At 46.5% G+C, this 19273-nt stretch carries 16 protein-coding genes, 2 tRNA genes and 1 rRNA gene; 12 read left to right on the plus strand and 7 right to left on the minus strand.

Annotated features, from left to right (window positions below):
- Positions 1-88: 88 nt before the first annotated feature.
- From J3A84_RS05855 to J3A84_RS05865, 3 genes are read right to left on the minus strand one after another with little or no spacing between them, the layout of a single operon-like run.
- The gene (locus tag J3A84_RS05855; RefSeq protein WP_207599065.1) at positions 89-1771 is read right to left on the minus strand and encodes a hypothetical protein; all 1683 of its coding nucleotides are present in this window, start codon (positions 1769-1771) and stop codon (positions 89-91) included.
- Positions 1772-1798: 27 nt separating this feature from the next.
- Positions 1799-2203, minus strand: a complete 405-nt coding sequence (locus tag J3A84_RS05860; RefSeq protein ID WP_207599066.1) for a hypothetical protein — start codon at positions 2201-2203, stop codon at positions 1799-1801.
- Positions 2200-3396 carry a class I SAM-dependent methyltransferase gene (locus J3A84_RS05865; RefSeq protein ID WP_207599067.1) on the minus strand — a complete coding sequence of 399 codons (1197 nt, stop codon included), beginning with the start codon at positions 3394-3396 and terminating at the stop codon, positions 2200-2202. Before J3A84_RS05865 ends, J3A84_RS05860 begins: the two co-directional genes overlap by 4 nt.
- 213 nt (positions 3397-3609) lie before the next feature.
- On the opposite strand from J3A84_RS05865, the gene J3A84_RS05870 reads away from it, so the two are divergent.
- The 4 genes from J3A84_RS05870 (at position 3610) to J3A84_RS05885 (ending at position 7812) form a co-directional block, all read left to right on the plus strand.
- Positions 3610-4782 carry an MFS transporter gene (locus J3A84_RS05870; protein ID WP_207599068.1) on the plus strand — a complete coding sequence of 391 codons (1173 nt, stop codon included), beginning with the start codon at positions 3610-3612 and terminating at the stop codon, positions 4780-4782.
- A 36-nt stretch (positions 4783-4818) separates the two neighbouring features.
- Positions 4819-5754 carry a GNAT family N-acetyltransferase gene (locus tag J3A84_RS05875; RefSeq protein ID WP_207599069.1) on the plus strand — a complete coding sequence of 312 codons (936 nt, stop codon included), beginning with the start codon at positions 4819-4821 and terminating at the stop codon, positions 5752-5754.
- 20 nt (positions 5755-5774) lie between these two features.
- The gene (locus tag J3A84_RS05880; RefSeq protein WP_207599070.1) at positions 5775-7001 is read left to right on the plus strand and encodes an MFS transporter; all 1227 of its coding nucleotides are present in this window, start codon (positions 5775-5777) and stop codon (positions 6999-7001) included.
- A 181-nt stretch (positions 7002-7182) separates the two neighbouring features.
- Complete coding sequence (locus J3A84_RS05885) at positions 7183-7812, plus strand: nucleoside/nucleotide kinase family protein (protein ID WP_207599071.1); 630 nt, start codon at positions 7183-7185, stop codon at positions 7810-7812.
- A 72-nt stretch (positions 7813-7884) separates the two neighbouring features.
- Here the strand turns inward: J3A84_RS05885 and J3A84_RS05890 are convergent, their stop codons facing one another.
- The 3 genes from J3A84_RS05890 to J3A84_RS05900 form a co-directional block, all read right to left on the minus strand.
- Positions 7885-8649: a DUF975 family protein gene (locus J3A84_RS05890; protein ID WP_207599072.1), complete on the minus strand. Its 765-nt coding sequence runs from the start codon at positions 8647-8649 to the stop codon at positions 7885-7887.
- 124 nt (positions 8650-8773) lie between these two features.
- A complete protein-coding gene (locus J3A84_RS05895) occupies positions 8774-9394 on the minus strand; it encodes an SOS response-associated peptidase (protein ID WP_207599073.1) in 621 nt (206 codons plus the stop codon).
- Between the two features lie 2 nt (positions 9395-9396).
- Entirely contained in the window at positions 9397-10506 is a 1110-nt protein-coding gene (locus J3A84_RS05900) for an iron-containing alcohol dehydrogenase family protein (RefSeq protein ID WP_207599074.1), read from the minus strand.
- Positions 10507-10673: 167 nt separating this feature from the next.
- Between J3A84_RS05900 and J3A84_RS05905 the strand changes: the two genes are divergently transcribed.
- The 7 genes from J3A84_RS05905 (at position 10674) to cuyB (ending at position 17575) form a co-directional block, all read left to right on the plus strand.
- Positions 10674-10749, plus strand: a tRNA-Lys gene (locus J3A84_RS05905).
- Positions 10750-10908: 159 nt separating this feature from the next.
- A tRNA-Lys gene (locus tag J3A84_RS05910) sits at positions 10909-10984 on the plus strand.
- 223 nt (positions 10985-11207) lie between these two features.
- Entirely contained in the window at positions 11208-12347 is a 1140-nt protein-coding gene (locus J3A84_RS05915) for an aminopeptidase (protein ID WP_207599075.1), read from the plus strand.
- Between the two features lie 42 nt (positions 12348-12389).
- A complete protein-coding gene (aroA, locus tag J3A84_RS05920) occupies positions 12390-13652 on the plus strand; it encodes a 3-phosphoshikimate 1-carboxyvinyltransferase (RefSeq protein WP_207599076.1) in 1263 nt (420 codons plus the stop codon).
- Between the two features lie 199 nt (positions 13653-13851).
- The gene (locus J3A84_RS05925) at positions 13852-15129 is read left to right on the plus strand and encodes a uracil-xanthine permease family protein (protein WP_425350729.1); all 1278 of its coding nucleotides are present in this window, start codon (positions 13852-13854) and stop codon (positions 15127-15129) included.
- A 145-nt stretch (positions 15130-15274) separates the two neighbouring features.
- Positions 15275-16822, plus strand: a complete 1548-nt coding sequence (locus tag J3A84_RS05930) for a Mur ligase family protein (RefSeq protein ID WP_207599077.1) — start codon at positions 15275-15277, stop codon at positions 16820-16822.
- Between the two features lie 45 nt (positions 16823-16867).
- Positions 16868-17575, plus strand: a complete 708-nt coding sequence (gene cuyB, locus J3A84_RS05935; protein ID WP_207599078.1) for a cysteate racemase — start codon at positions 16868-16870, stop codon at positions 17573-17575.
- Positions 17576-17636: 61 nt separating this feature from the next.
- Here cuyB and J3A84_RS05940 read toward each other — a convergent pair whose 3' ends face one another.
- Positions 17637-18200: a cob(I)yrinic acid a,c-diamide adenosyltransferase gene (locus J3A84_RS05940; protein WP_207599079.1), complete on the minus strand. Its 564-nt coding sequence runs from the start codon at positions 18198-18200 to the stop codon at positions 17637-17639.
- Positions 18201-18918: 718 nt separating this feature from the next.
- On the opposite strand from J3A84_RS05940, the gene J3A84_RS05945 reads away from it, so the two are divergent.
- Positions 18919-19273: ribosomal RNA gene (locus J3A84_RS05945) — 16S ribosomal RNA — on the plus strand; the annotation flags it as partial.

Raw genomic sequence — 19273 nt, forward strand, 5'->3', positions numbered from 1 at the left:
AGATTACGCTAAAGTCCTTCTCATTACAAGGGTTTCCTGCTGAGAACGATGAAAAAAAGCAGAGCATCTTCATGCTCTGCCTGAGATATTATTCCGGCATATAGGGTCCGCTCTGACTGTAGGCGTCTTTCAGCTGGAAAAGAACGGTGTGAAGGGAGGTCTTGTGCTTGTTTCTCATCACCAGGTTCATGATCGTATCGTTGGCGAGACTGGTCTGGCCATAGATATAGAGTTTTTCGATCATCTGGGAAAGATGCTCGTAATTCTTCCTTCCGGTGATCTGATGGGCTGTTTCCTCTATATACGCCGCAAGAAGCCTGGAAGCCTCCTGATTGTATTCAGGATTGAGAAAGTCATAGTGTTCGGAGATAAGCTCCGGATTTTCTTCGATGAAGCCCAGAAGTCTTCGCTTGTCCTTCTCCTGGAGAATGATGCGCTTGTAGGCCCCTTTCATGTTCTTCTTCACTTCTTCATCTTCCACCAGCTTTTCGTAGATGCTGTGCCATTCTTTGGGGCTGATGGTTCTTTTGAGATCCAGGTAGGCTTTGTATTCCCCCAGGGTGATGAGTCTTTTGGATACATCCAGATATTTTTCCTGATTCTGGAGCAGTTTATGGATTCCGGCTTCCATATAGAGCCATCTGATGAGTTCATCCCAGTTCCTGTCAGCTCGCTCTATGCCATCACTGACAATGATAAGGGCTTCATAGAGTTTGCCTCGACCCAAAAGGGCTTCGGCTTCCATGAACCTGAACTCGGGCACGTAGGGGTTCTCCTTGCGGAGCTCCTTTGCCTCATCGGCTTTCCCGATCATCATGAGGAGTTCATATTCCAGATAGAGAAGATTGTTCCGGTCGTAAGGGAGAACCGTCTCCTTCTCATAGACATAAAGAAGAATGTCATAGTAGTTGTCATAATCCTTCTCAGTGGTGATGTAGTTTTTCATGATGCGAAGAAGCGTCGTGATGTGAGACAAATCAGAGAGATCCTCGCAGATCTGTCTCAGATAATCGAAAATCATCTGGGATTCTCTTGCGGTATATTTCTTCTCTGCCAGGGGCAGAAGTGCTTCCTGATAGGTTTTGATGTAGTGGCTGTTAAAAAGGTAGTGCTCCATGCCCACGCTTGGAATGCTTACCATCTCATAGAGAAGCAGATACAGGAGAGTGGACCTCAGGTAGTTTCTCTCCTTGGATTCCTGCCGTGCTCTTTCGTGCACAGACAGCATCAGGTTGAAATGGCGGGCCAGCACCTCCTTGGAACTGGTGGCCTTCAGGGAGTGATGAGACTCCATGAGTTCTTCGCGATTCTCCCTGAGAAACTCCTCATCCGTGGAACTCAGAAAGCTTTTTCGGATGATGACGGGAATATCTTTATAATAGCTTCTTAAGGAAAGGATGAATTCAATGAGATCTTCCTTCTCCGCAGCTTCCAGAATCACTTTCAGATTGCTTTTCGTGTTTTTCATGGAGGCTTTGGGCTTCTTGACCGGAATGCTTTCCTCTTCCTCTTTCTTTCCTTCTTCTCTCCTTTTCAGGAGCGCAAGAAGGTGATGGCAAAGAAGCGGCTCTTTGCTGCAGCTGCAGCTGTAGCTTTTCACCTCACCGCTTTCCAGCTCGACTCTCTGCGTGTATTCCTGTCCATCCATGACGGTGGAAGTAAGGACCCCCTTAGCATAGGAGATCTTCAGGAGATTGTTTTCTTTCAGAATCCGTTCCGCTTTGATCCGGGTGATTTCAGCGGAGCTTTTGATCAGTTCGGAAATAGTCAAGGACTTCACCTCCAGGCGAATGCTCATTTACAGCAGCGAATACAGGTTGAAGGGGGTAAACCCCGCCAGGTTGGTCAGAGTCAGGATATAGATGATGCCCACAAGAATGAGATTGAAGACAACCATCACAAGGAACTTCTCCTTGTTTTTTCCAGTATAGAGCCCATAGAGATACAATCCGTTCTCCATGGCTAATGTGAAAATAAGGATATAGATCACATAATAGGTCCGGAAGTAGCTGGAGCCGATGAAGGGAACAAAAATCCATGGAATCAGATAGACAAGGTACAGTCTGTTGAAGAGTCTCATTCCACCTGCTTCCTTCTGATAGAACCGATTCAGCTGATAGGGGAGCTTCGAACCGATATGAAGCACCCCTAAGAACAGGATGATGAAGAGGGTCACAAAGAGCCCTGTATTGTAAGCCATCATAACAGATCATCCAGACCGCTCTGGCCATAAGTATACTGGTCCAGATAATAGCGGAATGCAGGATAGATGGACAATGAACGAATCAGCTGATCCGCATTCTCCCTGGAGGCCTCATTCGGTGTACCGGTTCTGTATGCGCGAATCATAAGATTTTTCGGTGTCTCCAGTGGAGAGATGTACTCCACGATGGAAACCTCATAACCATGCTCTTCCAGCATCAGCCCGCGCAGCCCATCGGTGAGGGTGTCTGCCAGTCTCGCCTTCAGGATGCCATGCTTCAGGATGCCTTCAAAAGGCTTGTAGGAATAGGTCTTCAGCATCTCCTTGTGGCAGCAGGGAACCGCGACGATGAAGTCGGCTTCCTTGTATACACCAAAAGCCAAGGCCATGTCGGTGGCTGTATCACAGGCGTGCAGAGACAGGACCACATCGATCTTGCGATCGTCCTTGAAGTCTTTCACATCCATGGCATGGAACTCCATATTTCGGTAGCCCAGCTCTTTCTGGATCTCCCGTGAGGTTTCGATGACCTGGGGGGAGATGTCGATGCCGATGAAATGGCACTTGATCTTCTTGACTTCTGTCAGGTAATAATTTAGTACGAAGCTGAGGTAACTCTTGCCGCAGCCCACATCCATGATGGTGAGCGTGCCCTGCCTTTTCATGGACTCAAAGTTCTTCTCCAGAAGCTCCACATAATGATCAATCTGATTGTATTTACGGATCTTATCGTTCTTCACTTTTCCGTCTTTACTCATGATGCCGATGGCTTTCAGAAGACTGGAGGCTTCTGTGGCCTTGATGAGATAGTCTCTTGAAAGAAGTGTGGACGTATCCTTCTTTTCTTCCCCGGCGTCATATTTCAGTTCCTCCGTGTTCATGGTGACGCCTTTTCTGTTTGCGCTGATGAGCAGTTTCATGCCTCTTTCCTTGTAGGTAAGAACCAGTTCGTCATACTTCAGCGCTTCTTTTCGGATGTCTTCCAGCATGTTATGAAAGGATAGAAGTTTTGTGACGCCATTGAAATTATAGGAAATGAGATCCGCTTCGTTCAGGACGCCATGACCTTTGAAGGTTTTCAGGCCTGCTTTGAACCGTATCTCCACTTCCAGAAAAATATCTCTGTTTTCAAGAAATCTGTTTTCCAGTCCCATGAAGAAAAAGGAAAGTTTATCTGCTGATGATTTGTTCATTTTATTTACACCTCTTCGTTCTGTAAGAAAAAGTCTGATCACATGATCCAGGTGAAACAAGATTTCTGGCCTCATTTCTATAGTGACCGCTTACGCTTCGGGAATTATTTTCCCGGATGCTTCTATTATATTATATCCCAATGGCTTATAATAATGTATATATAATTGAGGGAAATCGAGAGAGAGACGCAGTAAAGGAGCAACATATTGACCATGCAGAACAGAAAAAGCAACAGATTCGGAGTATTCATCATCTTCACGCTGATGTTTCTGTCTCCGTTTATAGAAAATACAAGAGGGATCTTCATTCCGATATTCAAGGAGGACTTTTCTGTCTCGAATACAGTCATTTCTTCCATGATCACCAGCGTATCTCTGGCGGGCATGGCGGTGACCTTCTTCAGCGGTGCGCTCATTGAGCGGATCGGACAGAAGAAAACCATCATCATAGGAATCCTTTGTCTCATCACCGGAATATTCGTCCAGTCCCAATCTGAAAGCTTCCTGATGTTTTTCATCGGGTTCATTCCGATCATAGCCGGCATCAATATTTATGGTGTGGCGGCCAACACGGTGATTCCCATCCTTTTTGTAGGGACATCCACCATCGCCATGAATCTGCTTCACTTCATGTATGGAGCAGGCTCCACCGTATCCCAGAATGCCATCGGGTTTCTCCTGGACCGGAACATCACCTGGAGAACCATGTATGTCTTCATCGCCCTTCTGTATCTGATCGTGCTCATCGCCTTCATCTTCGCGAAAATTCCGGATGAACCCAAGGCGGAAAACGTGACAGCAGGAAGAAGCATCTTCAAAGACCCCATGCTGTATATCTTCGGCCTGAGCCTTGGATTCTACGTTTTTGCAGAGCAGGGGATTTCCCTCTGGCTGACCAATTATCTCAAGGAAGGGTTCGGTATGAGAGAAAGCGTAGGAGCCAGATATCTGGGGATTTTCTTCTTCATCTTTGCCTTCGGCAGGCTTGTGGGTGGATTCATCGTGCAGAAGACAGGGGTGCTGAGAACTGTCATGGCCACGCAGGTAATCGCCATGCTTCTTCTTTCTGCTGGAATCCTGCTGGGAGAAGATTACATCATCATCATCAGTCTTTCGGGGCTCTTCTTCTCCATCGTATTTCCTTCACTGATGTCGCTGGTTTCCGTTCTCTTCAGCGAAAAACCGGGGATGGCGACGGGATTCATGATGACCATGGTGGCATTTGTCCTGAACCTGATGAATCTTCTCATGGGCGTTCTGACAGATCTTCTGGGACCGAAGGTTTCAATCTATCTGCTGCCGATTTCCATGGCGATTTCACTCAGCATCGTGGCCTACATCAGACTGAAAGTAGGAAAGAAACTGAAAGCAGCGGGAATAAAATAGAGCATCACCGGCAGGAAAGGGGAGAATGGGAGAGTTATGAACAAGACGAAAGTTTATATGGAAGAGATCAAGGAAACAGACGGGAAAGAGTTCATCATAAGAGATGAGGCCAGAATCACCATCGGCAGATTCACCATTGTGGAAAGAAACAGCGCAAACAAGAGCATCATGATCCGGCTGAGATTCTACAGAGAAGGGGACAGGAGCCTTCTGAGGGAATCTCTAGGTGCCATGACCCGAGGATTCCTTCGAGACGGGTCCTTCTTCAAGGTCAATGTCATCGTGTCCGATGACATTTCCACGGTTCCTTTCACGGAACTGGGCTATACGCTGGAGGGGATTCTGGTCAACAACAGCTATCAGGATTCCAGAATCAGAAATGAGTATCTGTTCGGAACGGATAATACCAGGTTCAATCAGTTCAAGGAATTCAAGCTTCTTGCGCTGGATGGGGAAAGAGTAAGCCTGAAGCTTGCGTCTCCAGAGAATGTGGAGGATTATCTGATCTACTATACGGAAAACAGAGAATTTCTGAGGGCCCTGGAGCCCCACAGAAATGCGGAGTTCTATACCCTTACGGGACAGAGAAAAGCATTGGATGAAAACTACAAGCAGTATATGAACGGCCTGGCCATCAATTTCGGGGTCTATTACAGCGGAAAGCTCATCGGAAAAGTTCAGCTGTCGAATCTTGTGTATGGCGGTTTCAGAAGTGCCACCTTGGGTTATGCGCTCCATAAGGATTTTGAAGGAAAAGGACTCATGAATGACGCCTTGAAAGCAGCCATCAGCTATGCCTTCGAGGAGCTGATGCTTCACCGGATTGAGGCATCGACGCTGCTCGACAACTATAAATCGCAGAACGTCCTGAAAAGGCTGGGTTTTAAACTGGTCGGAATCAATGAGAAATATCTGTACATCAACGGGAAGTGGCAGGACCATTATACTTTTTCATTAATCAGTGAATCCTAATCAATCTTAAGGAGGCGACCATGACAAAAGAGGAACGAAGCTGGATTCTACAGGACTTCGGTAATTCAGCCTACTCCATCACCATCACCACAGCAATTTTACCTTTATTTTTCAAAAGCGTGGCGGCAAGTCATCTGGCTGATGCCACCTCTACAGCCTACTGGGGATATGCAAACTCTCTGGCGACGCTTCTCATTGCGCTTCTGGCACCGCTGCTGGGCACCATTGCTGATTTCCGGGGCGTCAAGAAGAAGCTTTTCACAGCGTTCACACTGGTGGCCATCCTCTCCTCAGCGATGCTTGCCACGGTGGGAGAAGGACAATGGATCTATGCCTTGGTCATTTACGTCATAACAGCAGTAGCGTTCAATGGATCCAGCATCTACTATGATGCATTTCTTACGGATGTGACCACGGATGAGCGGATGGATGAAATCTCCTCCAAGGGATTCGGATTCGGATATCTGGGTGGAACCATTCCTTTCATCATTTCACTGGGCATCATACTCAGTGCGGAAAGACTGGGACTGACGGTAACCTTTGCCACCCAGATGGCCTTTCTCATCACGGCACTATGGTGGATGATCTTCACCATTCCGATGCTGAAGAATGTGAAGCAGAAGTACTATATTGAAGGGAAACCGTCAAAGATCAAGGAGAGCTTTCTGATGCTGGCAGCCACTGCCAGAGACATTGTGAAGAACAAAATGGTTCTGTACTTCATGATCGCCTATTTCTTCTACATTGATGGTGTTCATACGGTCATCACCATGGCTACGGCTTATGGGGTGGATGTCGGAGTGGATTCGGACAGGCTGCTGATCATCCTTGTGGCCATTCAGCTTGTGGCCTTCCCCTTTGCAATTTTATACGGAAAACTGGCGAAGGTATTTGGTGCACGAAAGATGATCATGACTGGAATCATCACCTACACATTCATTTCCATCTATGGATTCTTCCTGAAGACGGAACTGGATTTCTGGATTCTGGCCATGCTGGTTGCCAGTGCCCAGGGTGGAATTCAGGCTTTATCCCGGTCCTATTTCGGTAAACTGATTCCCAAGAACAAATCAGCGGAGTATTTTTCCATCTTCAACATCTTTGGAAAAGTCTCTTCGATATTCGGGCCCCTGCTCATGGGAATCGTCATCAGCATCACCGGTGAAACCAGGTACGGTATACTGAGTCTTATCCTGCTTTTCATTTTAGGTGCCTTCTTTTTCCTTAAGATCAAAGATGAGGAGTAAAGGGTGTACAGGATATTTTCCGCTTTCACTTGAAATCTCATCCCATTGTCTATATACTAAATTAGGAATTTAACGCATAAACGAAGCGGTGGAAATTTTAACTGCATTGTGCTTCAGTAGGAGAAGGAATCTTCTCTGGAACTGATGGAAGTGCTGGAGATGCAGATTAATGGAGGTAAACATGAATTATAAAGGAATTATTATTTTCGGCGAGATGGGATCAGGCAAGGATACCCTGGCGGACTTCATCATCGATCTGGAACCGAAGACGAAGAAGTATGGTCTGGGAGACATCATAAGAGGCATGAAGCCCATAGTGTCCATATCCCCTGAATGGCTTGGCAATGAAAGAGGGTTCTTTCAGCTTGTGGCAGATAAGCTGAGAGAAATCGATATGAACATCCTCAACAAGTACGCATTGTCCAGAATGATCACGGAAAACGCGGAGCTTCACCCGGTGGCCCAGGAGACCAAGTGGGATGATATTTACGAGAATCTCAACAGAGTGAATGAAAATATCCTTCCTATGATCGTCGGTGGAAGAACCAAAGACGACTTCGATTTCTGGAAGAAGGCCGGGTTTCTGATTGTCGGAATCACTGCCACCAAGGAGAACCGATTCCAGAGACTGGTGGAAAGAGACGGAGAAGAAGTGGCCAAAAACAGCAATCCGAATCACAACACCGAAAAGGAAGTGGCTGCCCTTGTAGAGAAGGCAGACTTCATCGCAAACAATGACGGAAGTCTGGAAGACCTGAAAGTGAAAGCGCAGGAAGTCCTGGATTTCTTCAGAAACAGCGAAATCAGCTAAGAAAGATCGAAAAAAACCATCCCTTTCCCATCACAGGCTGACTGTGATGGAAGGGATGGTTTTTTTCATGAGCTAGAAGTATCCAGGAGGAGCCACTTCCGAGCGTTCTCTTGGACTCTTCAGCACTTCATAAAGCTCTGTGACGGTGGCTTTTCTGTATGTGCTCACCAGCGGTGCCGCAAGACCCAGCGTAAGCATGGCGAGAAGATACCAGCCGATGAAGGAGAGCTCCAGCACGAAGATGTCCATCTTATGTCCCTGGGTCATCTCGGTGCTTAAGGAGAATGCATCCTTATAGTGCATATCCGGATGGTCTGCCATGATGTAGGGAACCATATAGAGCTTGAAGGTCTTGATGATTCCTGGAATGATCAGAAGCAGGAAATGCAGAAAAATAAACAGGTTCTGTAGAAAGATCACCACAACGCCATTAAGATAATGTCCTGACCGGAAAGAATCAAAGAGATTCAGCGGTGTATTCTCCTCAGGAGCTCTCCTGTTGACGATGAAATATCTGGACAGGCCGATGGAAAGCGGAGCTGCCACGAATATCTGATAGAGGAAGGAGAGAAAACTAGCCATTGCGCCAAAGAGCAGGAGGAGTGCGGTGAGAGGGTAGGAGATGAGATTATCGAAATAGTTCTCACCAATGGTGTAGCTCAGCATTTCATTTCTGACTTCCATTTCTCTGGTCGCATCTTCCCCCAGCTTCAGGGTAAGATTACTGTTTTCTCCGCCAGTCAGTATGCTGTAAAGGATGATGACCAGAACACTGATGAGAAAAGTGCCTTTCAGTGCCTTCTTAGCGCTGTTTTTCAGTTCGCTTCTTGTCCACATATAGGAATCCACCTCTTTCATAAATCAGTTGATAACATAATTATATACAATAGTTCCGGAAATACAATAAAAAGATGAAACAGTGAAAAGTGTAGAAATGAGAAAAAGAAGCCGAAGCTTCTTTTTAGAACATGGATAACTGGGCGTTGTGATCTTCCTTCGTAATCAGAAGTTTTTCAGGATAGGAACCGATGATTCTTCTGACCTCATCCTGAGGAGATTCTGGGTTCAGGAAGGTTCGGATATCCTCTCTACTGACAATGAGCGGTGTTCTCGGATGAATCGCGCTCATTTCATTCCGAGAGGGTCCTGTGATGATGGAAAAACGCTGGGTGATGCTGCCGTCGTTTTCAGCGAATTTCTCAAAGACTCCGCCCATGAACAGAAACTGGTCAGGTGTTCTGACGAAGTGCTTGATTTTCTCTTTTCCCTGCCACTCGTAGAAAAGATTCGCAGGAACCAGGCATCGGCTGCTGGCAGCAGCTTTTCGGAACATGGGTTTTTCGAAGATGCTTTCACCACGGGCGTTGAACACCAGTTTCTTATGCAGAGGAAACCCCCAGGTGGAGCGATGCAGTCCTTCTCCTGTTACAATAAGAGATTTTGAACCCGGGTAGATGTCCTTCTTTTCATGGGTGTAGGAGGAAAGTGTTTCTTCACTGTATCTGTCCCTCACTTCACCCAGCACATCGATGATGTTTAAAATATCATCCATGCTCAGTTCAAGCTGAAATCGTCCGCACAAATCTAGGATTCCTCCTTTCTCAGTAACGTCTTATAGATGTTTGTCAGATCCTCTCGAGAAACTCTTTCAGGATGATTTTTCAGCTTCTTCTCGCTGGATAGCATATCATCCACATATTTCTTGATTTCCGCATCCGTCAGGCTGACGTTTCGGAAGTGCAGGATCTCTTTCAGTATGAGGGATAGCTCTTCAATAGAAGCTACTTTGATCAGATGCAATAGCCTTTCCAGTTTATCCGTCTTTCTGAAATTTTTCAGATAGCCCGGAAAGAGCAGACCGTTGGCGACACCGTGAGGCACATGTTTCTCTGCAGTCAGCACATATCCCATGCCATGAGGCAGACTGGTCCCGGTCTGGGAAATCACCATGCCGCCGATACTGGAGGCCATCAGAAGCTTCTCTCGGACCTCGATGCTGCAGTCTTTCTTTCTCAATGGTTCGATACATTCACCGAAAAGGCGCAGTCCTTTTTCTGCAAGGGTATCTGTCAGCAGATTGGATTTGGTGCTGAGATATCCTTCCGCCAGATGGGAGAAACCATCCACAGCGGTGCAGGTGGTGATGTCATAGGGTTTGTTCAGTGTGTAGCGCGCATCGAGAAATGCGATACCCGGAAAGATTCTCTGTCCGGTGCTGCGACTGATGCCTTCTTCCTGAAGATAGACGACTGAATAGGGCGTGGTTTCGGATCCTGGCCCTGCTGTAGTCGGGACAGCAACAATGGGAATGCCTTCCAGGTTCTTCAGCGACAGGATTTCCTTGGCTTGGATCTGATTTCGAAAGAGAATGGAAATGGCTTTTGCGGCATCAATGGCGGATCCTCCACCTACTGCCAGAATGAAGTCGATGCCGTTTCCTTTGTTCTCCTGATAGGCTTTTTCAATGATTTCAAGCGTAGGTCTTTCCTGCACTTCATCAAAGATGATGTACTTGATGTTTTCGTTTTCCAGAGCGGTGATGCTGTCTTCAAGGGATCCGTTCAGTTTTGAAGATTCCAGTCCTGTGACGATGAGGCATTTGTGCCCAAGACCACGCAGTCTTTTACTGTTTTTCACCAGAGCGTTTCTGCCTACAATAATGGAAGTCGGCATTCTGAATTTGAATTCGAACAATTTTAAGATCCTCCTCTAAAATTATTAAGATTATACCTGTTCATCGCGCATACACGATGTATTTCTTCAGTTTTTCCCAACGCCTTCAGATATCAGTTGAAAAAAATTCTCAATGACTATTGACATTCCTGTACTACATAAGTATAATAATCTTTGTCAGTAAATCTGGTTGATTAGCTCAGCTGGTAGAGCATGCGACTCTTAATCGTAGGGCCCAGGGTTCGAACCCCTGATCGACCACCATTTAATCCGGTATTCGTACCGGATTTTTTTATTGCGCTGCATTTTCAGACGACCAGTTCATTGAGGCTGTCCATGGCAAATGAGCCAGCTGAATTTTTTTGTGATTTTCGGTTGACAACTTCCCATCCACTGCGTATAATAAATTTTGTTGCAAAACATGGTTGATTAGCTCAGCTGGTAGAGCATGCGACTCTTAATCGTAGGGCCCAGGGTTCGAACCCCTGATCGACCACCATTTCAATCCGGTATTTATACCGGATTTTTTTATTGTCTTTTTTCTTTTCTTCATTATAATCCAGAACTTTGAACTTAGTCTTAACGATTCCATATTCTTCGGGAATTTCCCATCCTATCAATAATGCGAAGACTGTATCTTTTTTGAGAATCCTGCATTTTAGGTTCATGGAGTCTGAAACGGGTGATATAATGAAAGAAAAAGATGATTGAGGAGAGACCCTATGAGAGATGAGAGATTAGAAAAACTGGCAAAGCTGCTTGTTGCGTATTCCACCGAAGTGAAACCTGGAGATTTCGTCTATATTCGTGCCGATGAAGTAGCCACACCCTGGGCTAAGGCGGTGGCAAGAGAAGCGGTGAAGGCGGGCGGTCATGTGGAAGTGGTACTCACCTCCGATGAGATCAGTGAAGTGATTCTGAAGGAGTCCACGCCAGAGCAGCTTAAGCAGGGAAACCTTATCAATGAAACGCTACTAGAGAGGGCGGATGTGTGGCTGACGGCATGGGGTTCCAGAAATGTGAAGTACGCCACGAACATCGATCCGGAGAAAGTGAAGAATTCTTCCATCGGTGCCAAGAAGTGGAGAAAATTCTATTCGGAAAGAACCGGAGATGGAAGTCTGCGCTGGTGCGGTACGCAGTTTCCGGCCATGGGAGATGCTCAGGAAGCCGGAATGAGTCTGGAAGAATATGAGGATTTCGTTTATGGGGCAGGTCTTCTGAACAAGGAAGATCCCGTGGCGGAGTGGAAAAGAATCTCCAGAGAGCAGGAGAGATGGATCAGTTACCTCAACACGAAGAAAATCATCAGAATCGTATCCGGAGAGACGGATGTGACGGCAGAGGTGGAAGGAAGAACCTGGGTTAACTGTGACGGGAAAGCGAATTTTCCCGACGGGGAGATCTTCACATCACCCATCGAAGATGGGGTCAACGGTCATGTTCACTTTGAGATTCCGCTGATTTACGCAGGGAAAGAAATAGAGGGTATCCGTGTGAAGATCGAGAAAGGAAGAGTCGTGGAAGCCTCTGCGGAAAAAGGGGAAGCGCTTCTAACCACCATTCTGGATACGGATGAAGGGGCGAGAACCTTCGGGGAACTAGCCATAGGCACCAATTACGGAATCAAAAGCAGCACAAAGAACATTCTTTTTGATGAAAAGATCGGTGGCACCTTCCATATGGCCATCGGAGATTCCTTCCCTGAAGCAGGAGGACAGAACAGGAGTGTCATCCACTGGGATATGATCGGAGAACTGAGAAAAGAAGGAAAGATCTATGCGGATGGGGAGCTGTTCCATGAAAACGGACACTTCATACCGGAAGTGCTGGAGAGATTCGAAGAACAGATGAAAAAATAAAAGCGGCTTATTCTTAACTTGTCCCACAAATGGAGGTGGAGAATGATGATCAAGGAACTTCATTACAATAAGGTGAAAGGCACCGTCATGGTACCCTCTTCCAAGTCCTATGCGCACAGAGCACTCATTGCGCTGTCCCTCTCCAAGGGAAAGGGAACCATACACCATGTGGATCTTTCCTCCGATATCATGGCCACGCTGAAATGTCTGGAGGACCTGGGAGTGGATTTCTTCATAAAGGAAAAGGATATCACGCTGGATGCCACATCCTTCGGGAATAGGAGGGATCGGGTACTGAAGCCGGAAGAGTCCGGTTCAACACTGAGGTTCTTCATTCCCATCACCCTTCTTTTTGATGAGGTCTATGAGTTCAGAGGCAGTACGAGTCTTCTGAGAAGACCACTCACAGTATATGAAGAGCTGTTCCGGAATCTGGACATCATGATGTTCAGAGACAGTCTGGAGAGCATTGTCATCAAGGGGAAACTTGAACCAGGAGATTTCTCCATGCGCGGTGATGTGAGTTCACAGTTCATCTCCGGTATGCTCATGGTGCTTCCGCTTCTGCCAGGTGATAGCACCCTGGCTGTAACGGAGGATTTTCAGAGTGAAAGCTATGTGAACATGACGGTGAACGTGATGAGAGATTTTGGAATCGAGATTCACAGGGAAGGCGACACCTTCATCGTGCCGGGCAATCAGGCCTATCAGGTGAGAGATTATGTGGTGGAAGGAGACTATTCCCAGGCAGCCTATTTTCTGGCAGCGGGAGCCCTGGCGGGTCAGACAAAGGTGGTAGGACTCAATCACGCATCCACACAGGGGGATCGGGAAATCCTATCGATCCTGGAGAAGATGGGTGCGGCAATCACCCCTGTGGAAGACGGATATGAAGTGCACAAATCGGAACTCCGTGCACTGGATATCGATGTTTCGGATATTCCCGATCTCACACCTGTACTCGGTGTGCTTCTTTCTTTGTCCAAAGGCACAGGAAGACTCATGAGAGTGGACCGGCTGCGGTTCAAGGAGTCGGATCGCGTGAAGACGACCGTGGAGCTCATCAATACCCTTGGCGGAGAGGCGAGAGAAGAAGGAAGCGACATTGTCGTCACGGGAAGAGAGAAGCTCATCGGCGGAAACATCTACTGCCATAATGATCATCGAATCGTCATGGCTGCATCGGTGGCTTCTCTGGGATGCGTGAATCCTGTCATCATTGATGGATATGAAGCGGTGGGGAAATCCTATCCGGAGTTCTTCCATGACTTCCAGAAAATCGTGGATGAACGATTCATCGGATGAATTTGAGAAAATCTAACAAAAATTCTTGATGTCTTCTGAACCATATGGTATACTTCGTAGGAAGAAATCTTTAATGTGGTCCAGAGAGGCCGAGAAGATACTAAGCAGGAATAGTGGGCTTATTATACCTCTTGTCTCTAGGGACAAGAGGTTTTTATATTATTAAATGGGTACAGGGATGCCCAATAAGGAGGAAAAAATGGCAGCAATTACAGCAAAGAAAAAAATGGAAACGGAAAACAGGTTCATCGCCATCAATTCAGGGAAGGATATCATCTTAGCGCTACAGCACCTGATCGCAATGTTCGGTGCGACAGTTCTGGTTCCGATGCTCACAGGACTGAATCCTTCTGTAGCTTTATTCTCAGCAGGAATCGGTACACTACTGTTTCACCTGGTCACTGGAGGAACGGTTCCGGTGTTTCTGGGCTCCTCATTCGCATTCATAGCAGTCATAAACATTGTCAAAGAGGCCAACGGTGGAGACTTAGCCTATGCCCAGGGTGGAATACTTGTAGCAGGGCTTCTGTATGTACTGGCTTCATTCGCGGTAAAGAAGATAAAATATGAAACCATCAAAAAGATCCTGCCATCTTACGTGGTAGGACCCATGATCATGGTGATCGGTCTTACACTGGTACCAACTGCCTACGGAATGGCTCAGGGCAACCTGATTCTTGCATCGGTGACCCTGCTCACAGCACTGGGCATCAATCTTTTCGGCAAAGGTATGCTGAAGCAGATGTCCATCATCACAGCGGTAACGGTAGGATATATTGTCTCTCTTCTTATGAATCAGGTGGATACAACAATCATTACCAGTGCAGCGCTGCTTGAGATGCCTGCATTCACGCTCCCTAAATTCAGCGTAAACGCAATCCTGACCATCGCGCCAGTAGTGCTTGCGGTATTCATGGAACATGTGGGAGACATCACTACAAACGGACAGGTAGTAGGAAAAGATTTCATCAAGAAGCCAGGTCTGCACAGAACCCTTCTGGGGGATGGACTGGCAACTGCATTCGCAGCACTCATCGGTGGACCTGCAAATACAACCTACGGTGAGAACACGGGCGTTCTGGCCATCACAAAGAATTACAGCCCTCAGCTTCTGAGACTGGCAGCGGTCTTCGCGGTGGTGCTGGCTTTCGTAGGAAAGCTCGGTGGAACCTTAAGAAGTATTCCAACACCAGTCATGGGAGGAATCAGCATCATCCTGTTCTCCATGATTGCACTCATCGGACTGAAGACAATCAAGAAAGCCTACGAAGACAAAGAAGTGAAAGTGGAGCTGAAAACTGTAGTCACTGCAGCAGCCATCCTGATCATAGGTCTTGCGCCAACGTATCTTCCAACGGAGATCGCTTCCCTCTTCTCGGTGAAGATCACAGAAGCCATTTCCCTGAGCGGATTAAGTCTGGCAGCTATTGCGGGAATCATCCTCAATACACTCTTCGGTTTCGCAACAAGAAAATAGATCAGACAAAGACAACAAGTATACTCGGTATGCCCCTTCGGGTGTACCGGGTTTTTCGCTTTTCAGCAGATAATTCACAAGAAGGATTATCACAATAATGTCATACTCTGATATAATGAAGAGAATTAATAAAGAAGGTGAAGAAATGAAGCTGAAGAAACTGATAGAGGGATTGGAGTTTGTGGAATACAAAGGGTGCTTTCCTGATGAGATGGAGATCACGTCCGTGACCAATGATTCCAGAAAGGTGAAGGAAGGAAGTCTTTTCGTAGCCATTAAAGGATACCTGCAGGACGGGCACGACTTCATAGAGATGGCAAGAAAAAAGGGCGCTGCAGCGGCAGTTGTTTCGGAGTTTCGCGAGGATGTGGACATTTTCCAGGTGAGAGTGCAAAACGCCAGAGAAACGCTGTCTGCATTGTCTGCGAAGCTCATGGGACATCCGACGAGAAAACTGAGAATGGTCGGAATCACAGCGACCAACGGCAAGACCACCACAAGCTACATACTTGATCATATCTATTCCATGGCCGGATACAGGACGGGTCTCATCGGAAGTGTCGTGATCAAAGTGGGCGACCGTTTTGTGCACTCTGAACTGACCACTCCCGAAAGTTCCGATCTTCAGCTGATCTTCAGTGAAATGGTGGAAGAGAAAATCGAAAGAACCGTCATGGAGGTATCCTCATCTGCCCTTGAGCTTTACAGAGTTCATGATGTGGATTTTGATATCGTGGCCTTCAATAATTTCAGCCGGGAACATATTGACCAGCATGGCAGCCTGGAGAAGTATTATGATGCAAAATCCTCACTGGTGAGAAATGCCAAAGAAGGAGCTTTTGCGGTACTGAACATGGATGATGAAGCGACATACAGCTTAAGGGGAGAGACGAAAGCTCATGTGGTTTCTTTCTCCACAAAGGATGATACCGCAGATCTGTACTGCAGTGACTTGGATCTCAGCAGTGGCAGAGCGAAATTTCTTCTAAAAATCAGGCAGGATATCGTCGGGCTTGAAGGTGTAATTGAAAAAGGAGAATACCCTGTAAGTCTTATGGTTCCAGGATTTCATTCCGTGGTCAACTCACTGTCCGCCATGGCCATGGCACTGATTGATGGAGTTCAGATGAGAGATGTCATCAGTGCAGTGGAAACTTTCGGCGGAGTGGAAAGAAGATTCCAGTATATCTATGATGAAGAGTTCATCATCATAGATGATCATTTCGCCAATGCCAGCAACATCGATATGACCCTTGAGAGTCTGGTGAAGCTGAACTACAATAAACTGCACCTGGTTTATGCGATTCGAGGGAATCGAGGACCTACAGTCAACAGGGAGAATATCACAACCCTTCTCAAATGGAGAGACAGGCTACATATGGATGAAATCATCGGTACGAAAAGCGGAGAATATGTCACATCCAAGGACAAGGTCACAGAAGAAGAGATCAGGGTCTTTCATGAAGAACTCGAGAAATCGGATCTGAATGTGATTCTATATGAAGAGCTCAAAGAAGCCATATACGATGCCATTGACAAGGCGCAGCCGGGAGATGTCGTTCTTCTGGCCGGTTCTCAGGGGATGGACCATGGAGCAAGGGTTGCTCTGGAATATATTTATGAGCAGAAAGACTGCAAGGACAAAGAGAAACTGTTTGCACCATTAAAGGGAAGAGTCTCTGACATGGCGTAAAGATTTGAAGGAGTTGAAAAGGGAAGCCCAGAGCTTTTTAAGCGTATGAAAGAAAAAATACTAGGTATCATAGGCGGCATGGGGCCGGAAGCCACAGCGCAGCTGTATATGAAGATCATCAAGGCGACAAAGGTGAAAAAAGATCAGGAGCATTTCAGAATTGTCATCGACAGCAATCCTAAAATTCCTGACCGCACAAAAGCCATACTGGGATTAGGGGAAAGTCCTGTTCCTTATATAATTGAAACGGCAAACAACATCAAGAAAATGGGTGCAGACATTGCTTGTATCCCCTGCATCACATCACATTATTTCTATGATGAGATTGTAGCGGGAACTGATCTTAAAATCATTCACGCACTGGAGGAGCTGAACCTATACATACACAGGGAGTTTCCGGGAATCCAAAGGATTGGTGTTCTGGCGACTACCGGCACCAGAAACACGAGAATCTTCGATGAATATCTGAAGGATGTTTCCATCATCTATCCAGATGATCAGGTGCAGGAAGAGTGCGTCATGGAAGCGATCTATGGCGAAGGTACAGGCATCAAGTCGGGTATAACCGACGGGAAGCCGGTGGAGCGGCTGAAAGAAGCAGGAGAACATGTCATTGGGAAAGGTGCCGAGGTGGTCATCCTCGGATGCACTGAAATCGGACTTGTGCTTTCAGGAGATTCTTTAAGCAGACCAAGCATCGATCCCATGAATGTCATGGCGCTGGTCATGATCGAAAAAGGTAGAGAAGTGTAGAGATTTGGATGCATATATAAGGAAAGGACCTGCCGGGGTGGCAGGTTCTTTCCTGTAACTGTTATTTATCCCAAGGAATGGTTTCGACTTCCTCGCCGCCGAGTTCCTGATTGATGAATCTTGCCAGCGTGAAAAGATAGTCCGACAAACGATTCAGGAATTTGTAGGAGTGAGGGAAGGGGTCCACATTCTCTTCCAGCAGAAAACGCACGAACTGTCTTTCGCATCGTCTGGATATGGAACGAACCACATGGGTGTAGGTGGCTTCCTTCTTTCCGGAGAAGATGATGAATTTTGTCTGTGGCGGCATGAGTGCCGTCATTTCATCGATCTTTTCTTCGAGGAGGAGCGCGTGACTTTCATCGAAACGGACGATGGTGAAGCCTGACGAGACTTCTGTGCCCAGGTTGTATAGCCCGTTCTGGATATACCGGATGAATTCCATGACTTCCGCCTTTGCGGGGAAATCCTCGGCTTCATCCAGCAGTGAGTTCAGATACCCTAAAGATGCATTGACTTCGTCAATCTGCCCATTCAGCTCCAGCAGGGAAGATGATTTCAGCATTCTTTTGCCGCCCAGGGTTCCAGTTGTTCCTTTATCTCCTGTTTTTGTAACGATTCCCATATTAACCTCCGAGTATTTGTTGATGTTAACTTCTATTATAAAGAAGAATACCATGTGTGTGTCGAAAAGATTGTAAATTAAATGAGAATAATCATGTACTGTGCTAATTGTATTATGAAAAGAATCTGGTATAATAAACGAGTTGTCTTTTTTGAAAGATGACTTCTATATTACAGTAAAGCGTTAAGAAAGCGATCGGCTTCTGGTCTAAAATGACAGGTACTCCATCTCGCCAGCAAGTTAATACTGCAGAAAAGAGACGCTGGTTTTCAGTCTCACAGTATGATCGTCTCAATAAACAGAGGTCTCATAACGGACTATGTAGTGAAAGTCGAGTTCGTTGTGGTCCAGATATTGATGTTTTTAAAATGCAAACTGCTCAGCTTTTTCATGAGCTTCAATGAAATTTGGGGCTACCAAATGATTGGGGAAAAGAAAACTCAAAAAAATTCCAGAAAAGCTGTTGACAGTGATAACCTCAAATGATAATATATAGAAGTCGCCTGACAAGAGCGACAAACAACACAAACAGTTCTTTGAAAATTAAACAGAATATAGGTAAAAAACCAAAGTACCTTTTCGAGTAATCGAGAAAACATCTTCGAGCAATTAGAAGATGGGCAGCCGGGTGACCGGATGCAAAAACACTTCCATCACGGAAGTGGAATTCAAGCAATTGAATTCAAAGCTAGTGTAATGAATAGCTAGTTCAAACTTTAAAATTGAGAGTTTGATCCTGGCTCAGGACGAACGCTGGCGGCGTGCCTAACACATGCAAGTCGAGCGGAGAATGCGAGATGTTTACATTGAGTATTCTTAGCGGCGGACGGGTGAGTAACACGTGGGTAACCTGCCTCAGAGTGGGGGATAGCCTTTCGAAAGGAAGATTAATACCGCATAAGCTTGTAGCATCGCATGGTGCAGCAAGAAAAGGAGCAATCCGCTCTGAGATGGACCCGCGGCGCATTAGCTAGTTGGTGAGGTAACGGCTCACCAAGGCCACGATGCGTAGCCGACCTGAGAGGGTGATCGGCCACATTGGAACTGAGACACGGTCCAGACTCCTACGGGAG

It is taken from the genome of Proteiniclasticum aestuarii (genome assembly GCF_017368455.1).
GTDB classification, from domain to species: Bacteria; Bacillota; Clostridia; order Clostridiales; family Clostridiaceae; genus Proteiniclasticum; species Proteiniclasticum aestuarii.

Coding starts and splice junctions, on each gene's coding strand:
- J3A84_RS05860 (WP_207599066.1), bottom strand. CDS start 2,203: ATGATGGCTTACAATACAGGGCTCTTTGTGACCCTCTTCATCATCCTG.
- J3A84_RS05865 (WP_207599067.1), bottom strand. CDS start 3,396: ATGAACAAATCATCAGCAGATAAACTTTCCTTTTTCTTCATGGGACTG.
- J3A84_RS05870 (WP_207599068.1), top strand. CDS start 3,610: ATGCAGAACAGAAAAAGCAACAGATTCGGAGTATTCATCATCTTCACG.
- J3A84_RS05875 (WP_207599069.1), top strand. CDS start 4,819: ATGAACAAGACGAAAGTTTATATGGAAGAGATCAAGGAAACAGACGGG.
- J3A84_RS05880 (WP_207599070.1), top strand. CDS start 5,775: ATGACAAAAGAGGAACGAAGCTGGATTCTACAGGACTTCGGTAATTCA.
- J3A84_RS05885 (WP_207599071.1), top strand. CDS start 7,183: ATGAATTATAAAGGAATTATTATTTTCGGCGAGATGGGATCAGGCAAG.
- J3A84_RS05890 (WP_207599072.1), bottom strand. CDS start 8,649: ATGTGGACAAGAAGCGAACTGAAAAACAGCGCTAAGAAGGCACTGAAA.
- J3A84_RS05915 (WP_207599075.1), top strand. CDS start 11,208: ATGAGAGATGAGAGATTAGAAAAACTGGCAAAGCTGCTTGTTGCGTAT.
- aroA (WP_207599076.1), top strand. CDS start 12,390: ATGATGATCAAGGAACTTCATTACAATAAGGTGAAAGGCACCGTCATG.
- J3A84_RS05925 (WP_425350729.1), top strand. CDS start 13,852: ATGGCAGCAATTACAGCAAAGAAAAAAATGGAAACGGAAAACAGGTTC.
- J3A84_RS05930 (WP_207599077.1), top strand. CDS start 15,275: ATGAAGCTGAAGAAACTGATAGAGGGATTGGAGTTTGTGGAATACAAA.
- cuyB (WP_207599078.1), top strand. CDS start 16,868: ATGAAAGAAAAAATACTAGGTATCATAGGCGGCATGGGGCCGGAAGCC.
- J3A84_RS05940 (WP_207599079.1), bottom strand. CDS start 18,200: ATGGGAATCGTTACAAAAACAGGAGATAAAGGAACAACTGGAACCCTG.